This window comes from Enterobacter sp. SECR19-1250, from assembly GCF_013391025.1.
GTDB classification, from domain to species: Bacteria; Pseudomonadota; Gammaproteobacteria; order Enterobacterales; family Enterobacteriaceae; genus Enterobacter; species Enterobacter cloacae.
In genome coordinates, this window is sequence record NZ_JACASJ010000088.1 from 1 (window position 1) to 21,306 (window position 21,306).

Consider the following 21,306-nt stretch of genomic DNA (forward strand, 5'->3'; position numbering starts at 1 on the left):
TCATCCTTCCAGAGGGTATGACGTATGACACCACGCGAAATAGCTTTATTGACCATCGCCAAACTTGAGCACGGAGGCCACCAGCTTACACAGGCAGATCAACGGGAGATAGAACGCTCAGTTAATGCCGATATAGCCCGGCGCGACAGGTTCCGCGAAATGATGCGAGCACCTGCCTACCAGTGGAAGAAGCCAGCGCCGCGCAGGTAGATATGGGATTATTCCACATGTAACTTATGCGTATTAAGCAAATTTCCTTTATTCACCTTTACAGAATTGTGAGTACGTCAGTATCGTTATCCTTCCGATTCGCATTTATTCAGGATTTGCATGTACCAGCTAAAGATAACCATCCGAGACAGCAAGCCACCTATATGGCGGCGTGTGCTGGTTCCAGAGCAAATCCCCTTTAGTGAACTTCACGCGGTGATCCAGTTGGCTTTTGGCTGGAATGACGAACACCTGTATATGTTCGAGAAAGGGCGTAAAGGTGATCCCGGTAGCGAGTATCGCGTATGGGGTGAGGATGAAAGCATGGGTAATGCGGCAATCACACCACTATGGGCAGCGCTCCAGAATGATGGTGACAAGCTGGTTTACACGTATGACTTTGGCGACTGGTGGGATTGCGTCATTGTGCTGGAGAAGCAAACACACGATACGAGCAATCAGCCCATTAGCTGCCTGCGTGGGAAAGGCACCACCCCGGCGGAAAACTCAGGCGGCTTGCATGGTTACAATGAATTGCTATTACAGGCCAGAGAGTCTGATAATCCTGAGCAGGCCGAGATCCACAATTTCCTGATGCTGGATATTGAACGCCGGGTTTACGACCTGAGCCGCATCAACGACAGATTGCAGGCTATTAACTGACCCGCATGTATTCACCTGATATTGCGTTATCAGCGCCGCCAGTATCGCGCATAACAGCGCACTGACCGGGTAAACCGTAGCGCACGACCGTTGCGTTAGTCTCACCGCCGCGCCGTATCTGGCGCGATTCATACACTGTCACCCGCTCAAGCAGTCCACCAGCAACCATGCTTTCCAGTGTGCGCCGGGTTGATTCGAGCTGGTGACGCTTATCGAACGACACCATGCCATGAAGCAGGTAGGCCACACCCGACACATCGAACGGCGGCGCACCAATCTCACCAGTAACCCAATCGAGGCTATCAGGTTCAAAGTAGCTGAGTATCTCTTTTTTGCGGCTGGTCATTCTCATGGCTGGCAGGTTCCTTATTGTGGGATAGCACTATCATACAATAAGAAAATGGCTATCACGGTAAGGATACGGTGAGGTTTCGATAGCACGGCAAGATTACGGCAAGGGATCGGAGAAGCTGCGAAACATTCGTAGTTCAAAAAGTGAGCTAAAAAGCAGAGCACTTTGATTTTTGTTGTACACAAGGTTGTACCCATTTTTATTTGTCGAATTATAAAAACATTTAAAATCAATGTTATTGGTGCTGTATTTGTCTTTCACATTAAGAAAAGCAAATAAACTTTGCCTGTCTCACGAAAACCCGCTCCTGTCGCGGGTTTTTTTCGCCCATACAAAACGCCTGCCTTCCTTGTGTGAAGTCAATCACTATTCGCTTTTAACCATGTTTAAATCTAAGAAAGTAGACAATCGTCGAATTTTCATCTTAAAGTCCAGGGGCTGGTACTAGACAAAACTAGCGCCTGGTTATCAAATGGTTAACTCATTTTTCGCCGCATGTAAAAAATCGGTCAGATACGTAACTGGCCGGCGTACGCGCGGTGCTTTCAGCACAACGACATACCTTTCGGGAGAATTATGCAATCCTCTGTTAATCAAAAAGAAAGCCGAACGTTCTTCGGCCATCCTTATCCGCTCGGTTCGCTGTTCTTTACCGAGATGTGGGAGCGTTTCTCGTTTTACGGCATTCGTCCGTTACTGATCCTCTTTATGGCCGCCACTGTCTATGACGGCGGCATGGGGCTGGCGCGTGAAAACGCCTCGGCGATTGTCGGTATCTTCGCCGGTGCCATGTACCTGGCCGCGCTGCCGGGTGGCTGGCTGGCCGATAACTGGCTCGGCCAGCAGCGAGCCGTATGGTACGGTTCGATTCTGATTGCGCTCGGCCACCTGTCGATTGCGCTCTCGGCGGTGATGGGGAACAACCTGTTCTTTATCGGCCTGATGTTTATTGTGCTGGGATCGGGCCTGTTCAAGACCTGTATCTCCGTGATGGTCGGCACCCTGTATAAAAAAGGCGATGCGCGTCGTGACGGCGGATTCTCGCTGTTCTATATGGGCATCAACATGGGCTCGTTCATTGCGCCGCTGATTTCCGACTGGTTGATTAAAACCCACGGCTGGCACTGGGGCTTTGGTATTGGCGGCATCGGGATGCTGGTGGCGCTGATTATCTTCCGCGTGTTTGCTGTCCCGTCCATGAAGCGCTACGACAGCGAAGTGGGCCTCGATTCCACCTGGAACAGCCCGGTGGTCAAACGCAACGGCGTGGGCGCGTGGCTGCTGGCGCTGGCGGTTGGGGTGGCGGTTCTCGTCACGCTGATCGCCCAGGGGGTCATTGTGATTAACCCGGTCGCGGTGGCCAGTATGCTGGTCTATGTGATTGCGGCATCCGTTGCGCTCTACTTCATTTATCTGTTCATCTTCGCGGGTCTGACCCGTAAAGAGCGCGCCAGACTGCTGGTCTGCTTTATCCTGCTGGTTTCCGCTGCGTTCTTCTGGTCCGCGTTTGAACAGAAACCGACTTCCTTTAACCTGTTTGCCAACGACTACACCAATCGCATGATCGGTGATTTCGAAATTCCGGCCGTATGGTTCCAGTCGATCAACGCCCTGTTCATCATTCTGCTGGCACCGGTATTCAGCTGGGCGTGGCCGAAGCTTGCCACCATGAACATTCGCCCGAGCAGTATCACCAAGTTTGTTATTGGTATTCTTTGTGCGGCGGCGGGCTTTGGCCTGATGATGCTGGCGGCGCAGAATGTGCTGAGCAACGGCGGAGCAGGCGTTTCGCCGTTCTGGCTGGTAGGCAGTATTTTGATGCTGACGCTGGGTGAACTGTGTCTGAGCCCGATTGGTCTGGCTACCATGACCCTGCTGGCACCAGAAAGAATGCGCGGTCAGATGATGGGGCTGTGGTTCTGCGCAAGTGCGTTGGGTAACCTGGCTGCCGGTCTGATTGGCGGCCACGTGAAGGCAGACCAGCTGGATATGCTGCCAGATCTCTTCGCGCGTTGCTCCATCGCGCTGCTGATTTGTGCTGCGGTACTGATCGTTCTCATTGTGCCGGTTCGTCGCATGCTGGAAAATGCCCGGACGAAACCTGCCACTGAGGCGGTATAATCGATCGGCCGGGGCGACCGCTTCGCCCCGGCAACCTGCTTAAGGAGTTACTATGTCGATCGCCTGTCCAACCTGCCATACCGAGCTGGAGCCGCAAAACGGCGTGGCTTACTGCGAACACTGTCACAAAGATATTGCGCTCGAAGCCCGCTGCCCGGAGTGCCATCAGCCACTCCAGGTATTAAAGGCCTGCGGTGCGGTGGACTATTTCTGCCAGAACGGCCACGGCCTGATCTCTAAAAAACGCGTGGAGTTCGTCCCTGTCGGGGCTTAATCACACACGCAGCCTTCGCCTTTCTGCCAGAGTTCAACCAGCGATTCGGGCGCTTCCTGCTCCGGTACCAGCACAATAATATCGGTATACTGCGCTTCGTTGTGCCGGGTCCAGAAGATCTGGATACGAAAATAACGCTGGTCACCGCTGCCTGGTGACGACGTCTGACCAGGCGGTTGCCCACGCGGAATGGCTTGCTCCAGAATACTCACCACGCGCTGACGCTGCGCCTCATTGAGAGATGAGAGCGTGATGGTGCGCTGGCCGCTCAGCCTGGGAATAAAAGCGACGCCGCCTTCCCGGGCCAGCTTAACCACGGCGTCATCCGTCAGTTCCGGAACCTGCATTTACAGCACTCCCACCTGTTCCCAGGCTTGTCTTATCGCCGCCCCAACGTCGCTGCCCGAGCGCTTTTCGCCGTGGGCTATCGTCAGTTTTGCGAAGGCATCAAAATCCGCATCTTGTGGCAGATTGCGATCGCAAACTGTGTCGTACCAGGCATAACCCGCTTTTTCCCAGGCATAGCCGCCGATTGCCGTTGCGGCCAGATAAAACGCCCGGTTGGGAATGCCGGAGTTCAGGTGGACGCCGCCGTTATCTTCACGCGTTTTGATGAAATCCTTCATGTGCGCCGGTTGCGGATCTTTACCGAGCAGAGGATCGTCATAGGCGGTGCCCGGCTCCGACATGGAGCGCAGCCCTTTGCCGTTAATCCCTTTCGCCAGCAGACCTTCGCCAATCAGCCAGTCGGCCTGGTCGGCGGTTTGCTTCAGGTGATACTGTTTAACCAGCGAGCCAAACACGTCCGACAGGGACTCATTCAGCGCACCCGATTGTTCAAAATAGATCAGCCCGGCTTCGGTCTCGGTAACGCCATGGCTGAGTTCGTGCGCCACAACGTCGATGGCAATGGTAAAACGGTTAAATATTTCCCCGTCGCCATCGCCAAAGACCATCTGCTGACCGTTCCAGAAGGCGTTCTGGTATTCCCGGCCATAATGCACGGTGCCGGTGAGGATCAGCCCTTTATTATCGAGCGAGTCACGCTGGTATTCTTTCCAGAAGAAATCGTGGGTGATGCCTAAATAGTCATAGGCTTCATCGACGGCCACATCCCCATTGGACGGCTGGCCTTCATAGCGCACCTGCGTGCCTGGCAGCTCCTGGGTCTGTTTCGCATCGTAGATATCACGCTCCAACTGTCCGGCTTTGCTCACGTGCGGCGCGGCTGGTTTACCGGGCATGTGGGCCATTAGCGTCTGGACATGGGTTAAAGTCTGGCGGGCGCAGCGCTGCTGCGGCTCAGAACCGCTTTCGATAATACGACGAAGAATATAGGGGGGGATCACGCTGTGAATTCGGGTCATGCAACTCTCCTGTTTTCTGGCAATGCCGAAAAAAGAATCTTCTTAAGTGTAAAACATTAAACCGGTGCTGGTTGTAAGTCGGACAATTCGTCTCCTTAAAAACTGGCGCAACGCTTCACCACCGTTTAGGTTTTTTAAACGGCATTAAGTAAGAGGAGCGTAATGAACAGACAGACTTCGCTGAGCATAACCGGGTTTTCAATCATCGCGGTGACCTATGGTATGGCAAGGTTTTCGTGGGGCCTGATGCTGCCTGATATCCGCCAGGCTATCCCTTTCACCCCGCAGGTGGCGGGGTTTATAGCCTCCTGTAGTTATGCGGCGTATTGCATGTCGATATTTATGGCCTCATACCTTATTGCGCGCGTTGGGCCTCGTTTGCCCGCCTTGCTGGCGGCCATCGCCGCCGCCGCGGGGTTGTTCATTCTCGCGACTTCGGCACATTCAACGATGCTGGCGATAGGTTTATTTATTGCCGGGCTGAGCTCGGGCCTGGCCTCACCGGCCCTTGCCGGGGCGGTTAATGACAGGATCGCCCCTGACCGTCAGCTCCATGTGAATACCACCATCAATGCCGGAACGAGCGGTGGGATCATTCTCTCGGTGCCCGTTCTGTTTTTCATGCCCGGGGGCTGGCGGGCAGCCTGTGTTGTGTTCGCCATTATGGCGCTGCTGTGCCTGCCGGCTTTGTGGCGGTATCTGCCGTCATCTGCGGCGAAATCCCGTGAGTCAACGCCAAAGGTGCTATCTATCGTACGCAAACCCGGCATGTTTCGGCTGCTGGGGATTGCCTTTATCAGCGGTATGGCCAGCGCCGCATGGTGGAGCTTTGGCCCGGAAATACTTATGCGTCACACGGAGCTGGATAGCGCAGCGACCAATGTTCTCTGGCTGATAAGCGGCGGGGCGGGGATTGTTGCCATATTTACCGGAAGTATGGCAAGGCGTATCGGCATGCGGGGGGTCTATCGTTTATCCCAGATCTTCATGGCCATTTCTCTGGCGGTTCTGACAGTAAGCCACGGTTTCTCCTGGTGGCTTATTCCGGCAGTGGCCATGAGCGGCGCGGGGTATGTGATTTTGTCCGGGGTATTGCTGGTGAAGGGGGCAGAGATCGCACATCCTTCACCTGCGGCTGGAGTCAGCCTGGCCTTTCTGATGCTGGCAGGCGGGCAGGTTGTGGGGGCTATCCTTTTTGGCCTGCTTCTGGGGTTAACGAGCGCAGTGGCTGCGCTGGCGATTTTTTCAGGCATGTCCTGGCTGATGCTAGCCGTCACGCCAGAGAGCCATCGCTGATTACGCCTTTTTACGGGCGCGAGGTTTTTTTACCGGCATCACGCCTTTCACTTCGCTTTCCACCCAGCCGTCCGACAGACGGGTGGTCAGCACGTCTCCGGCTTTCACCTGTTTGGTTTGCTTCAGCACTTGGCCGTCAGTGGCGGTGGTAACGCTATAGCCACGTGCCAGGGTAGAAAGTGGGCTAACCGCTTCGAGATGGGTCACCGCATTGCCAAAGCGTTCGCGGGTGGTGCTAAGTCGTGCCCGGACAGTTTCTGCCAGACGATACTCCAGCTGCTGAATGCGCGTTTGTGCGCGGTAAATTTTCGACTGCGGGTTTTGCTGGTTCAGGCGCTGCGTCACGCGCTGCTGACGCGACATCGCGCGCTTGAGCTGATTATCCAGCGCGAAGTTCATCCGCTGGCGCAGACGCTCCAGCACGGTTTGCTGACGCGCAAGGCGAAGCTGTGGATGCTGCTGCTGCAGGCGGTGATGAAGCTGGGTAAAGCGGCGGGTACGGTTAGCGAGGAAGTAGTCCATCGCCATCTCCAGGCGCTGCTGGCCGTTCTGGATCTGACGCAGCAGCTCCAGCTGATTGCGGCTCACCACTTCTGCCGCAGCAGACGGCGTAGGCGCGCGTAAATCCGCAACGAAATCGGCTATCGTCACATCTGTTTCATGCCCGACCGCACTCACGATGGGAATAGCACTCGCAAAAATCGCCCGCGCCACGCGCTCGTCGTTGAAGCTCCACAAATCTTCCAGCGAGCCGCCGCCACGCCCAACGATTAATACGTCGCACTCATGATGCGCGTTCGCCAGCTCAATGGCACGCACAATCTGGCCTGGCGCATCGTCACCCTGAACAGCGGTCGGGTAGATGATGACGGGCAGGGAAGGATCGCGACGCTTGAGGACGTGCAAAATATCGTGCAGCGCGGCACCGGTTTTCGAAGTGATTACCCCAACGCAGTGGGCTGGTGAGGGCAGGGGCTTTTTATACTGCTGGTCGAACAACCCCTCTTGCGAAAGCGCAGCCTTAAGCTGTTCATACTTCTGCTGGAGTAAGCCTTCGCCCGCAGGTTGCATGCTCTCGACGATAATCTGGTAGTCGCCGCGCGGTTCATACAATGTGATATTGGCGCGCACCAGCACCTGCTGGCCATGCTGAGGACGAAACGTCACGCGGCGGTTGCTGTTGCGGAACATGGCGCAGCGCACCTGGGCGGTGTCGTCTTTTAAAGTAAAGTACCAGTGGCCGGAAGCGGGCTGCGTGAAGTTAGAGATCTCACCGCTGATCCAGACCTGCCCCATTTCCTGCTCAAGCAGCAAACGCACCGTCTGATTCAGGCGGCTGACAGTATAAATTGAGGGGGATTGAGAGGATAACATGTGAGCGGGATCAAATTCTAAATCAGCAAGTTATTCAGTCGATAGTAACCTGCTGAGAGGGGAGTGCAAGGTTTTTTTATAAAAAAGTGTGGATGCAATCGGTTACGCTCTGTATAATGCCACGGCAATATTTAACCACCCAGGTCAGAGATATTGCCCATGCTACGTATCGCTAAAGAAGCACTGACGTTTGACGACGTCCTCCTCGTTCCCGCTCACTCCACCGTTCTGCCGAATACTGCCGATCTCAGCACGCAGTTGACGAAAACCATTCGCCTGAACATTCCTATGCTCTCTGCGGCAATGGACACCGTGACTGAAGCGCGCCTGGCTATTGCCCTGGCACAGGAAGGTGGCATTGGCTTTATTCACAAAAACATGTCTATCGAGCGTCAGGCTGAAGAAGTTCGCCGCGTGAAGAAGCATGAATCCGGCATCGTATCCGATCCACAGACCGTTCTGCCAACCACCACCCTGCACGAAGTGAAAGCCCTGACCGAACGTAACGGCTTTGCCGGTTACCCGGTGGTGACCGAAGAGAACGAGCTGGTGGGTATCATCACCGGCCGTGACGTGCGTTTCGTGACCGACCTGAACCAGCCGGTTAGCGTATATATGACGCCAAAAGAGCGTCTGGTGACCGTGCGTGAAGGTGAAGCGCGTGATGTCGTCTTCGCAAAAATGCACGAAAAACGCGTTGAGAAAGCGCTGGTTGTGGATGCGAACTTCCACCTGCGCGGTATGATCACCGTTAAAGACTTCCAGAAAGCAGAACGTAAACCTAACGCCTGTAAAGACGAGCATGGCCGTCTGCGCGTTGGCGCTGCGGTTGGCGCAGGTGCCGGTAACGAAGAGCGTGTTGATGCGCTGGTTGCCGCAGGCGTTGACGTGCTGCTGATTGACTCCTCCCACGGCCACTCCGAAGGCGTTCTGCAACGTATTCGCGACACCCGTGCGAAATATCCTGATCTGCAGATCATCGGCGGTAACGTGGCGACGGGCGCAGGTGCTCGCGCGCTGGCTGACGCAGGTTGCAGCGCGGTGAAAGTGGGTATCGGCCCAGGCTCCATCTGTACAACCCGTATCGTGACCGGTGTAGGTGTTCCACAGATCACTGCGGTTTCTGACGCGGTGGAAGCGCTGGAAGGCACCGGTATTCCGGTCATCGCAGACGGCGGTATCCGCTTCTCTGGCGACATCGCTAAAGCGATCGCCGCAGGTGCTTCCGCGGTGATGGTTGGCTCCATGCTGGCAGGGACTGAAGAATCCCCGGGTGAAATCGAACTCTACCAGGGCCGTTCTTACAAATCTTACCGCGGTATGGGCTCTCTGGGCGCGATGTCCAAAGGTTCTTCTGACCGTTACTTCCAGACCGATAACGCTGCTGACAAACTGGTGCCGGAAGGTATCGAAGGCCGCGTTGCCTACAAAGGCCGTCTGAAAGAGATCATTCACCAGCAGATGGGCGGCCTGCGCTCCTGTATGGGTCTGACCGGCTGTGGTACCATTGACCTGCTGCGTACTAAAGCGGAATTCGTACGCATCAGCGGTGCGGGTATCCAGGAGAGCCACGTTCACGACGTGACGATCACCAAAGAGTCCCCGAACTACCGTCTGGGCTCCTGATAAGTTTCCGCGCCCGGCTCATGCCGGGCGCTCTGTTTTTGTTTCACTTGCCTCGGAATTAGCGTCAATGACGGAAAACATTCATAAACATCGCATTCTCATCCTGGACTTTGGTTCTCAGTACACTCAGCTGGTGGCGCGTCGCGTGCGTGAACTGGGCGTTTACTGTGAACTGTGGGCGTGGGATGTCACGGAAGCACAGATTCGCGAATTCAATCCAAGCGGCATTATCCTGTCCGGCGGCCCGGAAAGCACCACCGAAGAGAACAGCCCGCGTGCGCCGCAGTATGTGTTCGAAGCGGGCGTGCCGGTATTCGGCGTCTGCTACGGTATGCAGACCATGGCAATGCAGCTGGGCGGCCACGTAGAAGGCTCTAACGAGCGTGAGTTTGGCTATGCACAGGTTGAAGTGGTGAACGACAGCGCGCTGGTGCGCGGTATCGAAGACTCCCTGACCGCAGACGGCAAACCGCTGCTGGACGTGTGGATGAGCCACGGCGATAAAGTGACCGCTATCCCGTCCGACTTCGTGACCGTTGCCAGCACCGAAAGCTGCCCGTTCGCGATTATGGCGAACGAAGAGAAACGCTTCTACGGCGTGCAGTTCCACCCGGAAGTGACTCACACCCGTCAGGGTATGCGCATGCTGGAGCGCTTCGTGCGCGATATCTGCCAGTGTGAAGCGCTGTGGACCCCGGCTAAAATCATCGACGACGCCGTTGAGCGCATCCGTCAGCAGGTTGGCGATGACAAAGTCATTCTCGGCCTGTCCGGTGGCGTTGACTCCTCCGTAACCGCGATGCTGCTGCACCGCGCTATCGGTAAAAACCTGACCTGCGTATTCGTGGACAACGGTCTGCTGCGTCTGAATGAAGCCCAGCAGGTCATGGACATGTTTGGTGACCACTTCGGTCTGAACATCGTTCACGTGGAAGGCGAACAGCGCTTCCTGGACGCGCTGGCCGGTGTCAACGATCCGGAAGCCAAACGTAAGATCATCGGCCGCGTCTTCGTGGAAGTGTTCGACGAAGAAGCGCTGAAGCTGGAAGACGTGAAGTGGCTGGCACAGGGCACAATCTACCCTGACGTGATCGAGTCTGCGGCATCCGCAACCGGTAAAGCACACGTCATCAAATCTCACCACAACGTGGGCGGCCTGCCGAAAGAGATGAAGATGGGTCTGGTTGAACCGCTGCGTGAGCTGTTCAAAGACGAAGTGCGTAAGATCGGTCTGGAACTGGGTCTGCCGTATGACATGCTCTACCGTCACCCGTTCCCGGGGCCGGGTCTGGGCGTGCGTGTGCTGGGCGAAGTGAAGAAAGAGTACTGCGACCTGCTGCGTCGCGCGGATGCTATCTTCATCGAAGAGCTGCACAAAGCTGACCTGTATAACAAAGTGAGCCAGGCGTTCACCGTGTTCCTGCCAGTTCGCTCCGTCGGCGTGATGGGCGATGGCCGTAAGTACGACTGGGTTGTTTCCCTGCGTGCGGTGGAAACCATCGACTTCATGACCGCGCACTGGGCGCACCTGCCGTATGACTTCTTAGGCCGTGTGTCTAACCGCATCATCAACGAAGTGAACGGTATTTCCCGCGTGGTGTATGACATCAGCGGTAAGCCACCGGCTACGATTGAGTGGGAATGATGTATAGCTAGTTCATAGCACATCATATCTATTCAATTTATTCTCTAACCCTCTGTAATAGCAGAGGGTTTTTGTTTATATCTACTCATATCTATTCACTATACACCACATTTTTCGACGGTACAGGTGACGGTATTACCCGAAAGGTATACTCTCATACCGACAAAAACATGGATGCATTACGGGTGAATTGTGCTTACCGATACCAAACTGAAAAACCTCAAACCACAGGACAAACTGTATAAAGTTTCTGACCGTGACGGGCTGTATGTCGCCGTGCTCACGTCAGGCTCTGTCTCGTTCCGCTACGACTACCGAATCAACGGCCGCCGTGAAACGTTGGTGATCGGCCAGTACGGACGTGACGGTATCAGCCTGGCGGAAGCGCGAGAAGAATTGATTAACGCCAAAAAGCTGCTGAAGGCAGGCCAGTCGCCTGCTGCGGCGAAACGAGACGGTATCAGGCAGATCGCCGGCGCTGAAACATTCGCGGTATATACCGACACCTACATGAAACACGTCACCCTGGCAGACAGCACCCGCGCCATGAAGCAGGCAGTGATCGGCAGGGATATCCTCCCGGCGCTTGGAAACAAAATGATGACTGAGATAACCACCAGGATGGTGCGCGACCTTTGCGACCGTATCGTCGAGCGTGGCGGCCGGGCAACGGCGATTCAGGTCAGGGAGATAATCAGCAGCGTCTACCGGTACGCCAACGACCGCGGGCATGGTCTGTTCAATCCTGCTGCTGACATTAAGCCATCATCGATCGCCATGTTTAAGCCCCGCGAGCGCACACTGTCGCCTGAGGAAATTGGCATATTCTTCCGTGCGCTGGATGACGTCGGTGCGATGGGCACCATGAAGATGGCGCTGAAGCTGGTACTGCTGACGCTGGTTCGCAAAAGCGAATTCACTTACGCGACGTGGCAGGAGATCGATTTCAAGAACTGGACATGGACGATCCCCGCAGACCGAATGAAGGCCAGGCGCGCACATGTGATTTACCTGCCGAAGCAGGCGCAGGATCTGCTGGTTGGGTTGCAGATGTGCGCTGGTGGCAGTGAATACCTGGTTCCTGGACGCTACAACTTCCGCAAGCCATTATCGAACGCCGCGCTGAACTCCCTTATCGACCGGACCGTGGAAGCAATAAATAAAGACAGCGAGAAAATACAGGCCTTCACCGTGCACGACTTGCGCCGCACGGCCAGCACGCTGCTGCATGAAGCTGACTATCCATCAGACTGGATCGAGAAGGCACAGGCGCACGAGCAGAAAGGAGTCCGGGCTGTTTACAACAAAGCGGAGTATGCCCGGCAGCGCGCATATATGTTGCAGCAGTGGGCGGATATGGTTGATGCCTGGATTAAAGGGGAGCACACCGATCTGGTGCCGTTCTCCCCGTCGAAGTTTGAGAAGTGGATGGAAGGAAAGGATTAAGCAGCCTCCCGTCTTGCCAGGCGGGAATTGCCATACGTCATAAGAGTATCGCGCTCAACCGTTGTAAATTCGCAATGCGTTCTCGGGTATGGCTTCCAGATAATCAGTAATGATCCTTTGTTGTTGCCGCTGACCGGCTTACCAGTTACCGGATTGATAAATGCCAGCCGCCCGGCAGTGATGAAGCGTACCTCGCTGGCTGTCTGGATAGCCTCCCTGAACCAGCCAACCGATGTGTCTGCCGGTACAAGCATGACCGTACCGATCTGATTGGCGCTCTCTGCGGCGGCCTTCTTCACGAACGGCATGATGTCGCTGTATGGTGGGTTAAGCCATACATATCCGGGGACATTCAGGTAATCAGCCCACGGCGTTTCCAGCGTGTTCTGCTCGGCGGTGATGAACTTCCGGCACAGAGCGTTATGCGGCGCTGCGGCGGCATCCAGCTGGAAGCAGAACTCGGCATCTAGCGCTGAGAAGATAGCTGGTGGCGTGCGCCATAAATCACGCTGATCAGCTGGCGTATTACTTCCTGCGAAATCAGTCATGCTTCACCGCCTTCCGACTTCTCAGCTTCTACAGCAAGAGACTCCAGCTTATCCATAAACATTGCGGACAGCATTGCGTACTCCGCGTCTGTGGCTGCTGGCATTGGAACAAATCGGATGCCGAACGAGGCGAGCATATTTGCAGCCTCGAGGCACTTTCTTAAATCTGCTGGTGATGCTTTGTTCATGCTGAACCGCCTTCAACTAACGATATTCTTTCTCTACGCGTTTGTGGTGTATCTTCAACAGAAAGAATCAGGCTGTGAATGCATGATCCGTTAGAATTGTATTGCTCAAGCATTTCCAGCACGTCAGAATCAATCTGCGTATCTCCGTAGCTCCCAACGATGCAGAGCAATTCGACAGGAGCACCGAGGTTTTGCAGGGCGATCGTCAACTGCTTTGCTAATGCCATTTTCATTGCTTCGTTGCTCATACTGCCACCTTCCTGCTGTTCATCAGCTCAGCCAGGCGCTGAGCCTTCAATGGGTTTCTGATAACGTCGCCGCTTGGTGCTACCCATCCGCGGCGAATGATGGAATAGGGCAGCGTGACACTGCCCACGGTGATCCCGTCGTGCGGATTAGTCATACACCACCCCGCGACATCCGATCCCGCTGTAGTCCAGGTGCGGCGTGCGGTTCCCTTTGGTTATGCACTGCTGGCGGCGCACCGCGATGCGGGCGCGCTCAACTTCACCAACGGCCGCATCCAGGCACTGGAGCCAGAGGCGGGCCGCGATGCGGTAATGGCCCAGGCGCTCGCGAGCAATAGCCCGGCTTTCGATCTCCATTGCTTCCGGCGTTACTGCCACCACTCTTTCAACACGGCGCTGCGACACGTAGTCTTCGTGATAGCGCTCAAGCTTCGTCTTTTTCATCTGATCCAGACCTCTCAACTGATTACCGCCGCCAGCCACATCAGGTAGGCGACAACGGCCAGACACAGGTAAACATCTGACCATCTGCTGATATGCTTCTTCAGCGCCGTCATGCTGCTGCACTCACGGCAGCACCCTTCACAGGCCGATACTTCCGCAGCTCAACCGGTGGCTTTTTTCCCTGGAATTCGTCCGGGCTGTTCTTCCTGCGATCGTCAAGCCACTTCTCCACTTCTTCCTGGGTCCATGCCACTTTCCCATCGGTGATGTACCAGCGTTTCGGGAATTCGCCATCACGCTCCAGTCGGTCAATCGTGCTCCATGACAGTGGCACCACCTCAAGGAGTTTTTTCTTACTCAATGCACCTTTCATAAATACCTCTCTTGGTTGCAGGTGTGGCGCCGTGGCGCCACGGTGGTGATTACATAGGGACTTCGTTCAGCTCATCGCGGCGAATGCTGTATACATCGGTAGCCTTATCCAGCAGGTCCTGATTTGCTGATAAACGCTTTGCTACGGCTGTATAAGCTGAATCCAATTCTTCAACGGTGACTGCACCGCCTGCGTAAGCAGAAAAATCAGAGAGCAATTTTTCAGGGCTGCGGTCGTCTTTTTTACGGCCAGCATCATGCTCTTCCTGCTTTTGCTCAGGCTTTGAGTTAATCAGCTTGTTCATGCCTGATGCGGTGGCTGGCGCAGGAGTGATATCGCGCTCAACGCGCGGTGCCGTCTCCTGCAATTCGTCAGGGGTGTACACGCCAAGCAGGACGTCAGGTGCATTCAGGCGAGCCCAGCGCTTAACGCACAGGTATGCGAGCTGCTGGCGAGGATCCTGCTCCCAGAGAGGGGAGTTACGCACACCGGCCTGGGCCATGCTGATCGTCAGTTCGCGTGGCTCTGATTCTCCTTTGAGTGTCGCCCACACGGTTACGGTCAGGTTCGGAGATTTGTCGGATTTCCCGTTTACTTTCGACCAGTCACCATCCCAGCGATAATTCAGGCGGGTGGCCAGAAGATTGGAGGAGGACACAACCGCATTCACCAGTTGCGCTTCATAACCCAGCGTGCCGTTAACAACATGAGTTTTCTGTGCCACGGCGAATGGGTTCATACCCCACTGCGCCGCCTGCATGGTCACGGCCAGGCAGTCAGCAGGCTTTCCTGCCAGGTGCGCCGGAACTGTGGCCTTGCTGTCAGCCATCAGGGTTGCGAAACGCACCAGGCGGTCCATACCCTCAGGGCTGAAGATTGCCGCAGCGGTGCCAACGGTAGCACCAGGCTGCGATGTGATTGCGATGTCGTTGCTCATACGTACATATCCTGTTTGCGTGCCCACTCAGGGCGTTTAATAATTTCAAATCCACCCCAGTCGCCTGACTCGCGGCACTGGTGGTAGGTATTCAGATCCCGGCGGAACAGTGCATGCCCGGCGTCTACATCCGGCGCATCCAGTTCGAACACGCGTACCGGGTAACGTCCGCAGTCGATGGTTTCGCTCACCGCCAGGAAGAAGAAACCGTGTGGCTCTCCGGTGGTCTGCTGCGCACCTTCGCGGTACATGGCGTCCTGAACGTGGTACCGGAATTCCTCGACGTGGCGGGAGAAACGCTCCATGTCTGTAACCTTTTTCACGTCCAAAAGCACCGGGTGATATTTCAGTCGCTTATCCGGGCGAATGCGGCACAGTTCGCCAGTCTCCGGATCCGTCCAGTAATGCGATGCTTCGCAGAAACCTTCCGCCTCAAGAAGCCAGCGCGCCGCCGGGTGAGCCATCGTGCTGTCGCGCATCAGTTGCAACTTCCGGCCCTGCTCGGCATCCATAACCGTCATGCCCATTCCAGCAACATCATTCAGGAATGCAGCTTCATCCTCTTTCCCTGCTGTCGTGCGGCGGTTGAACTGCGGCGCCACGATGAAACGCTTATCGAATTCTTCCGGCTCCAGCAGCAGGCAGTGCAGGGCGGTACCCATATCCAGCGCTTTCAGCTTTTCGGTATCGACCGGTGCTGATTTCTGCCACTGCAACAGGGCCGGGCTCAGCGCAACCATATCGAGCTGCGACTTACTCACGCCGTCACCGGCGTGGTAGTCCTCGTTACTGATGTCGAAGTAAATTCCTGGCTTCATGCCGCAGTCCTCGCTGTGTCAAGCTGGTCAGCCAGATCCCACTTCGCGATGATGCTGGTCAGCGCGGCCTGGTACGCTGCGAGAGCTTCTTCAAACTCCGGGCTCATCATCAGCTCTTCCAGAATCTCGGTCCGCACTCCTTTGCGCTCCAGCTCATAGAAAGGTTTTTGCAGCTGGTGGAACTTGATGGCGTCGATCAACTCCACCTGGCGCTCGTAGTGCAACTGACTCAGCTGGTAGTCGCTGTCGATACTGGTCATGATTTTTTTCAGGTTGTTAATCTGCTGGATGTTCACTTGCTCACCCCATATCCATTTCAGTTTTGACTGCCATCTTGGTGACAAATGCCCAGTTGATGGCCTCATGCAGAGTGCGGCACTTGGTGCTCATCAGCCCGCACGCCGTAACGCAGTACCAACCGTTGATGATTTTCCACTGCATAATTCGTTACCTCAGTGTTACCGTTGAGGTAATAATTATCCTTATATGGTTTGAAGTCAATAGGTATGATTATAAAAAATTACCCAATAGGTAATTGTGAGGGGAATAAAAAAGCCGCTCGATGGCGGCTTAGTGTATGAAATATATAAATTTACTCTTGCGATTTACCGTTCTGAACAATCACAAAATCAACGTAGCTCTCAATCTTGCTTTTCTCGCTCTCAGGTAACAATGCGTAGCGGGCCCGGTCGTAATGGATGGTCGCCGGGTCGCGAGGATGGATGAGCAGTTCATAGCCCCGGCGCCCGAACGCGCTGGCGATCGCCTCCAGGGTGGAGATAGAAACGCTGACTTCATTGTTCAGCATGCGGTTTATTGTCGCCTGGGCAACGCCGGACGCTTTCGACAGCTTGCCCTGAGACGACAGGTCGCGGTTATTCTGCATCCACGCTTCGAGATTATGCGCCGCCAGCTGGCCGATATCGGAAGCGGTGATCTCCTCCTGGGGGATGGCAACAGCAGATAGTGAGTGGTCGACGTCCAGCCAGTTAGACGGCTTATTCGCCGCCTTCTCAATCTTGCGCGCCACCGTGTCGCCGACAACCTTCTGCCCGCGGGCCCAGCGGTTCACCAGGTTGGCCTGAGTTCCCAGTTTTTCCGCCAGACGAGTCTGCACCCCGTTAAAGTCACGGTCGATGATATCGTTAATATTCTGCCTGCGGATATCCTGAATACTTTTCATGCTCTGGTGAATCGCCTCATATATGAATTAGTTAGTGTGCCAATTAAAAGCGAATTTACCCCACAGGTAAATGCACCTCGCAGGTAACAAACCTTGATTTTTATTACCTTCTGGGTGAATATTTGTTATCTGAAATTAATATCAGGCAATAGCTATGAGCGAGAACGAAAAATTCGACTTCAAAAAACACTGGTTGCAACTCACTCCTGATGAGCGAACTGCCTTTGCTGACGAGGCCGGAACCACCAGTCACTACATCCAGACGCATCTTACTGGACGCCGGAAAATGCCCGGTAAGACATTGATGAATGGGCTGTTTAAGGCATGCAAACAACGCGGATGGGTCAGGACTAAGCCGGAACTGGCTATCTTCTTCTACGAATAAAACCTCCCTCAAACCCCCATCAGGCCGCCTTCTGGCGGTCTTTTCATATCTATTCAGTGCTCTCAGGTAATAATGATCCGAATATGGTTGATCTTTTTTCGCCCATCGCACAAAATTACCAAAGATAAATTTCAAAGAGAGGTGCAAATGAAGCGATTAACTCAGCGTGAAGCTCTCGAAATGGGCCTCGCCAGGTTCTACACCGGCAAGAAGTGCATTCACGGGCATGACAGTGAGCGCTACACCCTCAGTGGTGAATGCGTTAAGTGCAACAACGAGCGGGCTCGACGCCAGCAGCAGTTGCGTTCAGATAAATTAAAGGCAGCCAGAAAGGCGCGGGAGGCAGCATGAAGATTTTTTTCTCCGGTTCCAGTGCTCAATTATGCATTGAAGCAGAGTCAGAAGAAGAAAAAGCGATGCTCATTATGTGGCACCGGCTGAACATTTCAGATCAGACAATGTACTGCGACATGGTTGATACTGGTTGCTTCGATGGTTTGCGCCTTTGTGGAATCACTGATCTCGAGAAAGAGTAGGTTCATATGGCTAATCAATGGCTACGTCTTTGGCATGATATGCCTAATGACCCGAAGTGGAGAACCATAGCGAGAATATCCGGTCAACCGATAGCTCTCGTTCAGGCCGTTTATGTCCACCTTCTTGTTAGCGGGTCACAAAATGTCACGCGAGGTCACGCTGATGTCACGAACGAGGACTTAGCGTCACATTTTGACGTGACTGAGTGTGACATAGACGCTGTTATTAACGCCATGCAGGGCCGTGTTTTGGATGGAACATACCTTACAGGGTGGGAGCGGAGACAGCCTAAAAAAGAGGACCGTGGCAATGATGAAACAGGAGCAAAATCAGCAACTCAGAGAAAAAGAGAACAGCGTGAAAGGCAGCGAATGCGGCAGCAAGAAAGAAACGAGTCACGGCAATGTCACGACGAGTCACGAAATGTCACGACAGATAAAGAAGAGATAAAGAGAAGAGAAGATATAAATAAAACCCCTCTCTCTGCGCGCGAAGAAATTCAAATCCCTCCCGTTGTTGTTCCGGGTATCGGGGAACCGATCGGCAAATTCACCATGCATGAAAACTGGCAACCGTCAGATGACTTTGTTATGCGCGCCAGGATGTGGGGCCATGCACTACCTGCTGAGGGGTACAAGAAATCAGAACTAATCGAATTCATCACCTACTGGATGGCGGAAGGCAATGTGATGCAACACGTGCAGTGGGAGCAGAAGTTTGCCCGGCTGCTGATGAACAGGAAAAAGAGAGCGGCAGGAAGGCGCGGTGACAGCTCTGACGATGACGTACCACACTGGAACAGCCCTGAGGGCTGGAAGGATTTCTTATGAGTAACGTATTCGCAGCAATTCAGAATCGTGATGCAGGTGCTCTGGCTCGCATGATGGGACCTGACAATCACCATGACCAGCAGGACAATGTTGTTAACATGAGCGCAGAGCGTCTCGTCGATGCCCTGTTCAAACAGCTTAAGCAACTCTTCCCGGCGGCTGAGCAGACCAACCTGAAGACCATGCAGCAGGAAACCGAAGCGAAGCGCCAGTGGATCGCCGCATTTGCCGAAGGAGGGATCCGTACCCGCGAGCAGGTATCAGCAGGAATGCGCCATGCCCGCGTCAGTGAATCACCGTTCTGGCCGTCTCCCGGACAGTTCATCAAGTGGTGCAAGGACAGCAAGATGGTGCTGGGCGTGAGCATCGAGGACGTGATGGGGGAGTTTCACCGTTACGCCAAAGAGAAAAGCCTCCAGCCTGGCGGCCCGGAGCGATTCCCGTGGCGCCACCCGGTCATGTACTGGATTGTGTGCGATACCCGCCGTGCGATGTATCAGCGCCAGCTGAGCGAGATTGAAGTCGAGAAGCATGCGCGCAAGCTGCTGGAGGAATGGGCTGCGAAAGTGGCGTCCGGTCACCATATTCCTGATCCGGTTCTGAGCATCCAGGCGAAGCCAGAGCCGATACAAACACCTGAGGACACAGGGGGGGGTGCTTACCACCCACCCGGCAAAAGCTTCGGATGCATGCCGAATGCCGCCACCCTGGGAGGGCTGACACCGGCCCAGTGGCTGATGGAGGAATACCGGCGAGGGAAAGCGGCAGGACTCATCAGGTAGCACCAGCGCGGCAGCGCATTTTTTTACGCCAGTATAATTACCTTGCAGGTAACAAAATGTGCGCATAGCTATTGATTTTAACTCTAATGTGGATTTAAATTACCTGAGAGGTAAGGCATGAAAAAGCAGTTACAGGCTCTTGGTCGACTCAAAACAGGCCAGATGAACAAAACGGAATCTGCGTACTGCCAGCACCTGGAGCTGCGCAAGCATGCAGGTGAAGTGGCCTGGTACCGGTTCGAAGGGATCAAGCTGAGACTGGCTGACAACACGTTCTACACGCCGGACTTCGCAGTGATGCTCACCACCGGCGAGATGGAATTACACGAGGTGAAAGGTTTCTGGACCGACGACGCCAGAGTGAAAACCAAAGTCGCAGCAGATCAGTATCCGTTCCGCATCATCGGCGTGACTGTGAAGCCGAAGAAAGCCGGTGGCGGATGGAATTTCGAAGTGTTCTGAATCGACGATCCTTTTTGATATCAACGTAATCAATAAATTATACGGGTAAGCGGGGGTAAAGATGGAATCTATAACTAAGCAGTTGGTGAATATCGGACATGGCATGAGCAAGGAGATTGCTGCGGATGAACCTGCGGTGGCAAAGCTACTCGTCGAACTGTCCTCATCTCTGGATGTGCAGTATGAGCGCGGTAACGCACTTGAAGCCAAATGCGCGGCGCTGGCTGCGGAAAATGCTGGGCTGAAGGAGCTAATCAAACAGCACGCTAATAGTGTTGCCGTGTGTCCGAATTGCTCTCATGAAGAGCCGAGCGAAACTGACGATATCGTTGCGCTTTATCGTTCTATGGAAACCCCGGCCACCGACGCTTTCCTGGCTGAAGTGCGGGCCAGTGAACTTGATAGCCTTGCTGGAGTAGCAGAAACAATGCTGGTCAAGTTTGCCAACCAAGGTGTCTCTGATACCCCTGAGTCAAAAGGGTGGGAGATGATTTTACGACAAGCAAGCCAACGCGCCGCCCAGCTTCGTAAAGGAGTGCAGTCATGAGCAACATCGACAAACGCGCATTACGTGAAGCTGCTGAGAAGGCTGGTAGCGATAAGTGGCAAGCCAAGAAAATAAATGGCGACTTCTACGTCATTCGCAATGGTAGTTATGAAAAGCAGCATGGCTTCACATCGTATCAACCAATAGCGGAAATTGAACACAAACCAGTCAGGGATTTTGTTGCCGCGGCCAACCCCGCCACTGTGCTGGCGCTGCTGAATGAGCTGGAAGCCAAAGACAACAGAATCAATCGACTTGAAGCCATTGTTGCTGTTGCAGAACAGCGCAACGCCCTAATGCGCGAGTGGAAACGCGCTCTGAAAGTACCTTGCGACCTCGTTGATGACCAGGTGCCAGTTGTTATTCATGGCATGGTTATTCGCCTTGAGAGGCTCAAAGAGACCGAAGATAAACTTACAGCCGCAGAGAAGCGGATTGCTGAGCTTAACGAAGCGCTCAAGCAGTCAGTGTCAGGTTACAAATCATGCCTGCGTACCGGGTATGAGCGCATCCTTGAACTTGGCGGTGACTGTGATTCGCCGGAAGTGATGATTGCGGGAAACCCTGACATTCAGCACGCTGAGAAGTTAATCGTCGCCGCAGCCGGTAAAGGAGAGTGATCATGGCTCTGACGAAAAAACAGCGCGCAG

At 54.4% G+C, this 21,306-nt stretch carries 31 protein-coding genes; 16 read left to right on the forward strand and 15 right to left on the reverse strand.

Annotated features, from left to right (window positions below):
• The first annotated feature begins 24 nt into the window (after window positions 1-24).
• Both HX884_RS27295 and HX884_RS19530 read left to right on the forward strand, forming a co-directional pair.
• Window positions 25-210 (forward strand): hypothetical protein, encoded by a 186-nt coding sequence (locus HX884_RS27295; protein ID WP_000188903.1) that lies wholly within the window; start codon window positions 25-27, stop codon window positions 208-210.
• Between the two features lie 120 nt (window positions 211-330).
• Window positions 331-873, forward strand: coding sequence for a plasmid pRiA4b ORF-3 family protein (locus HX884_RS19530; RefSeq protein ID WP_021548888.1), 543 nt, complete (start codon window positions 331-333; stop codon window positions 871-873).
• Here HX884_RS19530 and HX884_RS19535 read toward each other — a convergent pair.
• The gene (locus HX884_RS19535; RefSeq protein ID WP_085455070.1) at window positions 866-1,225 is read right to left on the reverse strand and encodes a hypothetical protein; all 360 of its coding nucleotides are present in this window, start codon (window positions 1,223-1,225) and stop codon (window positions 866-868) included. The genes HX884_RS19530 and HX884_RS19535 overlap by 8 nt on opposite strands.
• 576 nt (window positions 1,226-1,801) lie before the next feature.
• On the opposite strand from HX884_RS19535, the gene HX884_RS19540 reads away from it, so the two are divergent.
• Complete coding sequence (locus HX884_RS19540) at window positions 1,802-3,346, forward strand: peptide MFS transporter (RefSeq protein WP_178328663.1); 1,545 nt, start codon at window positions 1,802-1,804, stop codon at window positions 3,344-3,346.
• Window positions 3,347-3,398: 52 nt separating this feature from the next.
• Window positions 3,399-3,620 carry a zinc ribbon domain-containing protein gene (locus tag HX884_RS19545; protein WP_023620378.1) on the forward strand — a complete coding sequence of 74 codons (222 nt, stop codon included), beginning with the start codon at window positions 3,399-3,401 and terminating at the stop codon, window positions 3,618-3,620.
• Here the strand turns inward: HX884_RS19545 and HX884_RS19550 are convergent.
• Both HX884_RS19550 and HX884_RS19555 read right to left on the reverse strand, forming a co-directional pair.
• Window positions 3,617-3,967 carry a protealysin inhibitor emfourin gene (locus HX884_RS19550; protein ID WP_178328664.1) on the reverse strand — a complete coding sequence of 117 codons (351 nt, stop codon included), beginning with the start codon at window positions 3,965-3,967 and terminating at the stop codon, window positions 3,617-3,619. The genes HX884_RS19545 and HX884_RS19550 overlap by 4 nt on opposite strands.
• Entirely contained in the window at window positions 3,968-4,987 is a 1,020-nt protein-coding gene (locus tag HX884_RS19555; protein WP_023620379.1) for a M4 family metallopeptidase, read from the reverse strand.
• Between the two features lie 162 nt (window positions 4,988-5,149).
• Here HX884_RS19555 and HX884_RS19560 point away from each other — a divergent pair, with 162 nt between their 5' ends.
• Window positions 5,150-6,283: an MFS transporter gene (locus tag HX884_RS19560; RefSeq protein WP_038985669.1), complete on the forward strand. Its 1,134-nt coding sequence runs from the start codon at window positions 5,150-5,152 to the stop codon at window positions 6,281-6,283.
• On the opposite strand, the gene xseA is transcribed toward HX884_RS19560, so the two are convergent.
• On the reverse strand, window positions 6,284-7,657 hold the full coding sequence (gene xseA, locus HX884_RS19565; protein ID WP_178328665.1) for an exodeoxyribonuclease VII large subunit: 1,374 nt from the start codon (window positions 7,655-7,657) through the stop codon (window positions 6,284-6,286).
• Window positions 7,658-7,816: 159 nt separating this feature from the next.
• On the opposite strand from xseA, the gene guaB reads away from it, so the two are divergent.
• The 3 genes from guaB to HX884_RS19580 all read left to right on the forward strand — a co-directional run bounded on the left by guaB (window position 7,817) and on the right by HX884_RS19580 (window position 12,374).
• A complete protein-coding gene (guaB, locus tag HX884_RS19570) occupies window positions 7,817-9,283 on the forward strand; it encodes an IMP dehydrogenase (protein WP_013098265.1) in 1,467 nt (488 codons plus the stop codon).
• A 67-nt stretch (window positions 9,284-9,350) separates the two neighbouring features.
• A complete protein-coding gene (gene guaA, locus HX884_RS19575; protein ID WP_013098264.1) occupies window positions 9,351-10,928 on the forward strand; it encodes a glutamine-hydrolyzing GMP synthase in 1,578 nt (525 codons plus the stop codon).
• Between the two features lie 192 nt (window positions 10,929-11,120).
• Window positions 11,121-12,374, forward strand: coding sequence for a site-specific integrase (locus HX884_RS19580; RefSeq protein WP_178328666.1), 1,254 nt, complete (start codon window positions 11,121-11,123; stop codon window positions 12,372-12,374).
• On the opposite strand, the gene HX884_RS19585 is transcribed toward HX884_RS19580, so the two are convergent.
• The 11 genes from HX884_RS19585 to HX884_RS19635 form a co-directional block, all read right to left on the reverse strand.
• On the reverse strand, window positions 12,371-12,922 hold the full coding sequence (locus HX884_RS19585) for a phage N-6-adenine-methyltransferase (protein WP_178328667.1): 552 nt from the start codon (window positions 12,920-12,922) through the stop codon (window positions 12,371-12,373). The genes HX884_RS19580 and HX884_RS19585 overlap by 4 nt on opposite strands.
• Window positions 12,919-13,110, reverse strand: coding sequence for a DUF1382 family protein (locus HX884_RS19590; RefSeq protein WP_063150689.1), 192 nt, complete (start codon window positions 13,108-13,110; stop codon window positions 12,919-12,921). The genes HX884_RS19585 and HX884_RS19590 overlap by 4 nt, the downstream gene beginning before the upstream one ends.
• Window positions 13,107-13,358: a hypothetical protein gene (locus HX884_RS19595; RefSeq protein ID WP_130056150.1), complete on the reverse strand. Its 252-nt coding sequence runs from the start codon at window positions 13,356-13,358 to the stop codon at window positions 13,107-13,109. The genes HX884_RS19590 and HX884_RS19595 overlap by 4 nt, the downstream gene beginning before the upstream one ends.
• Window positions 13,355-13,513 (reverse strand): DUF1317 family protein, encoded by a 159-nt coding sequence (locus HX884_RS19600; RefSeq protein WP_178328668.1) that lies wholly within the window; start codon window positions 13,511-13,513, stop codon window positions 13,355-13,357. Before HX884_RS19600 ends, HX884_RS19595 begins: the two co-directional genes overlap by 4 nt.
• Window positions 13,506-13,802, reverse strand: a complete 297-nt coding sequence (locus HX884_RS19605) for a PerC family transcriptional regulator (RefSeq protein ID WP_060578442.1) — start codon at window positions 13,800-13,802, stop codon at window positions 13,506-13,508. The genes HX884_RS19600 and HX884_RS19605 overlap by 8 nt, the downstream gene beginning before the upstream one ends.
• A 109-nt stretch (window positions 13,803-13,911) precedes the next feature.
• Complete coding sequence (locus HX884_RS19610; protein WP_045345490.1) at window positions 13,912-14,175, reverse strand: AlpA family transcriptional regulator; 264 nt, start codon at window positions 14,173-14,175, stop codon at window positions 13,912-13,914.
• A gap of 49 nt (window positions 14,176-14,224) precedes the next feature.
• Window positions 14,225-15,112, reverse strand: a complete 888-nt coding sequence (locus HX884_RS19615) for a RecT family recombinase (protein ID WP_178328669.1) — start codon at window positions 15,110-15,112, stop codon at window positions 14,225-14,227.
• On the reverse strand, window positions 15,109-15,930 hold the full coding sequence (locus tag HX884_RS19620) for a PD-(D/E)XK nuclease-like domain-containing protein (RefSeq protein WP_178328670.1): 822 nt from the start codon (window positions 15,928-15,930) through the stop codon (window positions 15,109-15,111). Before HX884_RS19620 ends, HX884_RS19615 begins: the two co-directional genes overlap by 4 nt.
• Entirely contained in the window at window positions 15,927-16,226 is a 300-nt protein-coding gene (locus HX884_RS19625; protein ID WP_063162294.1) for a hypothetical protein, read from the reverse strand. Before HX884_RS19625 ends, HX884_RS19620 begins: the two co-directional genes overlap by 4 nt.
• A gap of 4 nt (window positions 16,227-16,230) precedes the next feature.
• The gene (locus tag HX884_RS19630) at window positions 16,231-16,371 is read right to left on the reverse strand and encodes a hypothetical protein (RefSeq protein ID WP_168927380.1); all 141 of its coding nucleotides are present in this window, start codon (window positions 16,369-16,371) and stop codon (window positions 16,231-16,233) included.
• Between the two features lie 151 nt (window positions 16,372-16,522).
• Window positions 16,523-17,113: a helix-turn-helix transcriptional regulator gene (locus HX884_RS19635; protein WP_063162293.1), complete on the reverse strand. Its 591-nt coding sequence runs from the start codon at window positions 17,111-17,113 to the stop codon at window positions 16,523-16,525.
• A 154-nt stretch (window positions 17,114-17,267) separates the two neighbouring features.
• On the opposite strand from HX884_RS19635, the gene HX884_RS19640 reads away from it, so the two are divergent.
• The 8 genes from HX884_RS19640 to HX884_RS27305 all read left to right on the forward strand — a co-directional run bounded on the left by HX884_RS19640 (window position 17,268) and on the right by HX884_RS27305 (window position 21,276).
• Window positions 17,268-17,498, forward strand: a complete 231-nt coding sequence (locus HX884_RS19640; RefSeq protein WP_178328671.1) for a hypothetical protein — start codon at window positions 17,268-17,270, stop codon at window positions 17,496-17,498.
• Between the two features lie 147 nt (window positions 17,499-17,645).
• Window positions 17,646-17,849, forward strand: coding sequence for a hypothetical protein (locus tag HX884_RS19645; RefSeq protein WP_047050345.1), 204 nt, complete (start codon window positions 17,646-17,648; stop codon window positions 17,847-17,849).
• Window positions 17,846-18,034 carry a hypothetical protein gene (locus tag HX884_RS19650; RefSeq protein WP_178328672.1) on the forward strand — a complete coding sequence of 63 codons (189 nt, stop codon included), beginning with the start codon at window positions 17,846-17,848 and terminating at the stop codon, window positions 18,032-18,034. Before HX884_RS19645 ends, HX884_RS19650 begins: the two co-directional genes overlap by 4 nt.
• A gap of 6 nt (window positions 18,035-18,040) precedes the next feature.
• On the forward strand, window positions 18,041-18,865 hold the full coding sequence (locus HX884_RS27300; RefSeq protein WP_249166261.1) for a DnaT-like ssDNA-binding domain-containing protein: 825 nt from the start codon (window positions 18,041-18,043) through the stop codon (window positions 18,863-18,865).
• Complete coding sequence (locus HX884_RS19660; RefSeq protein ID WP_178328673.1) at window positions 18,862-19,647, forward strand: replication protein P; 786 nt, start codon at window positions 18,862-18,864, stop codon at window positions 19,645-19,647. Before HX884_RS27300 ends, HX884_RS19660 begins: the two co-directional genes overlap by 4 nt.
• A gap of 117 nt (window positions 19,648-19,764) precedes the next feature.
• Window positions 19,765-20,109 (forward strand): DUF1064 domain-containing protein, encoded by a 345-nt coding sequence (locus HX884_RS19665; protein ID WP_163283850.1) that lies wholly within the window; start codon window positions 19,765-19,767, stop codon window positions 20,107-20,109.
• Between the two features lie 61 nt (window positions 20,110-20,170).
• The gene (locus tag HX884_RS19670) at window positions 20,171-20,656 is read left to right on the forward strand and encodes a hypothetical protein (RefSeq protein ID WP_178328674.1); all 486 of its coding nucleotides are present in this window, start codon (window positions 20,171-20,173) and stop codon (window positions 20,654-20,656) included.
• Entirely contained in the window at window positions 20,653-21,276 is a 624-nt protein-coding gene (locus HX884_RS27305; RefSeq protein ID WP_249166262.1) for an ead/Ea22-like family protein, read from the forward strand. The genes HX884_RS19670 and HX884_RS27305 overlap by 4 nt, the downstream gene beginning before the upstream one ends.
• The last annotated feature ends 30 nt before the right edge of the window (window positions 21,277-21,306 follow it).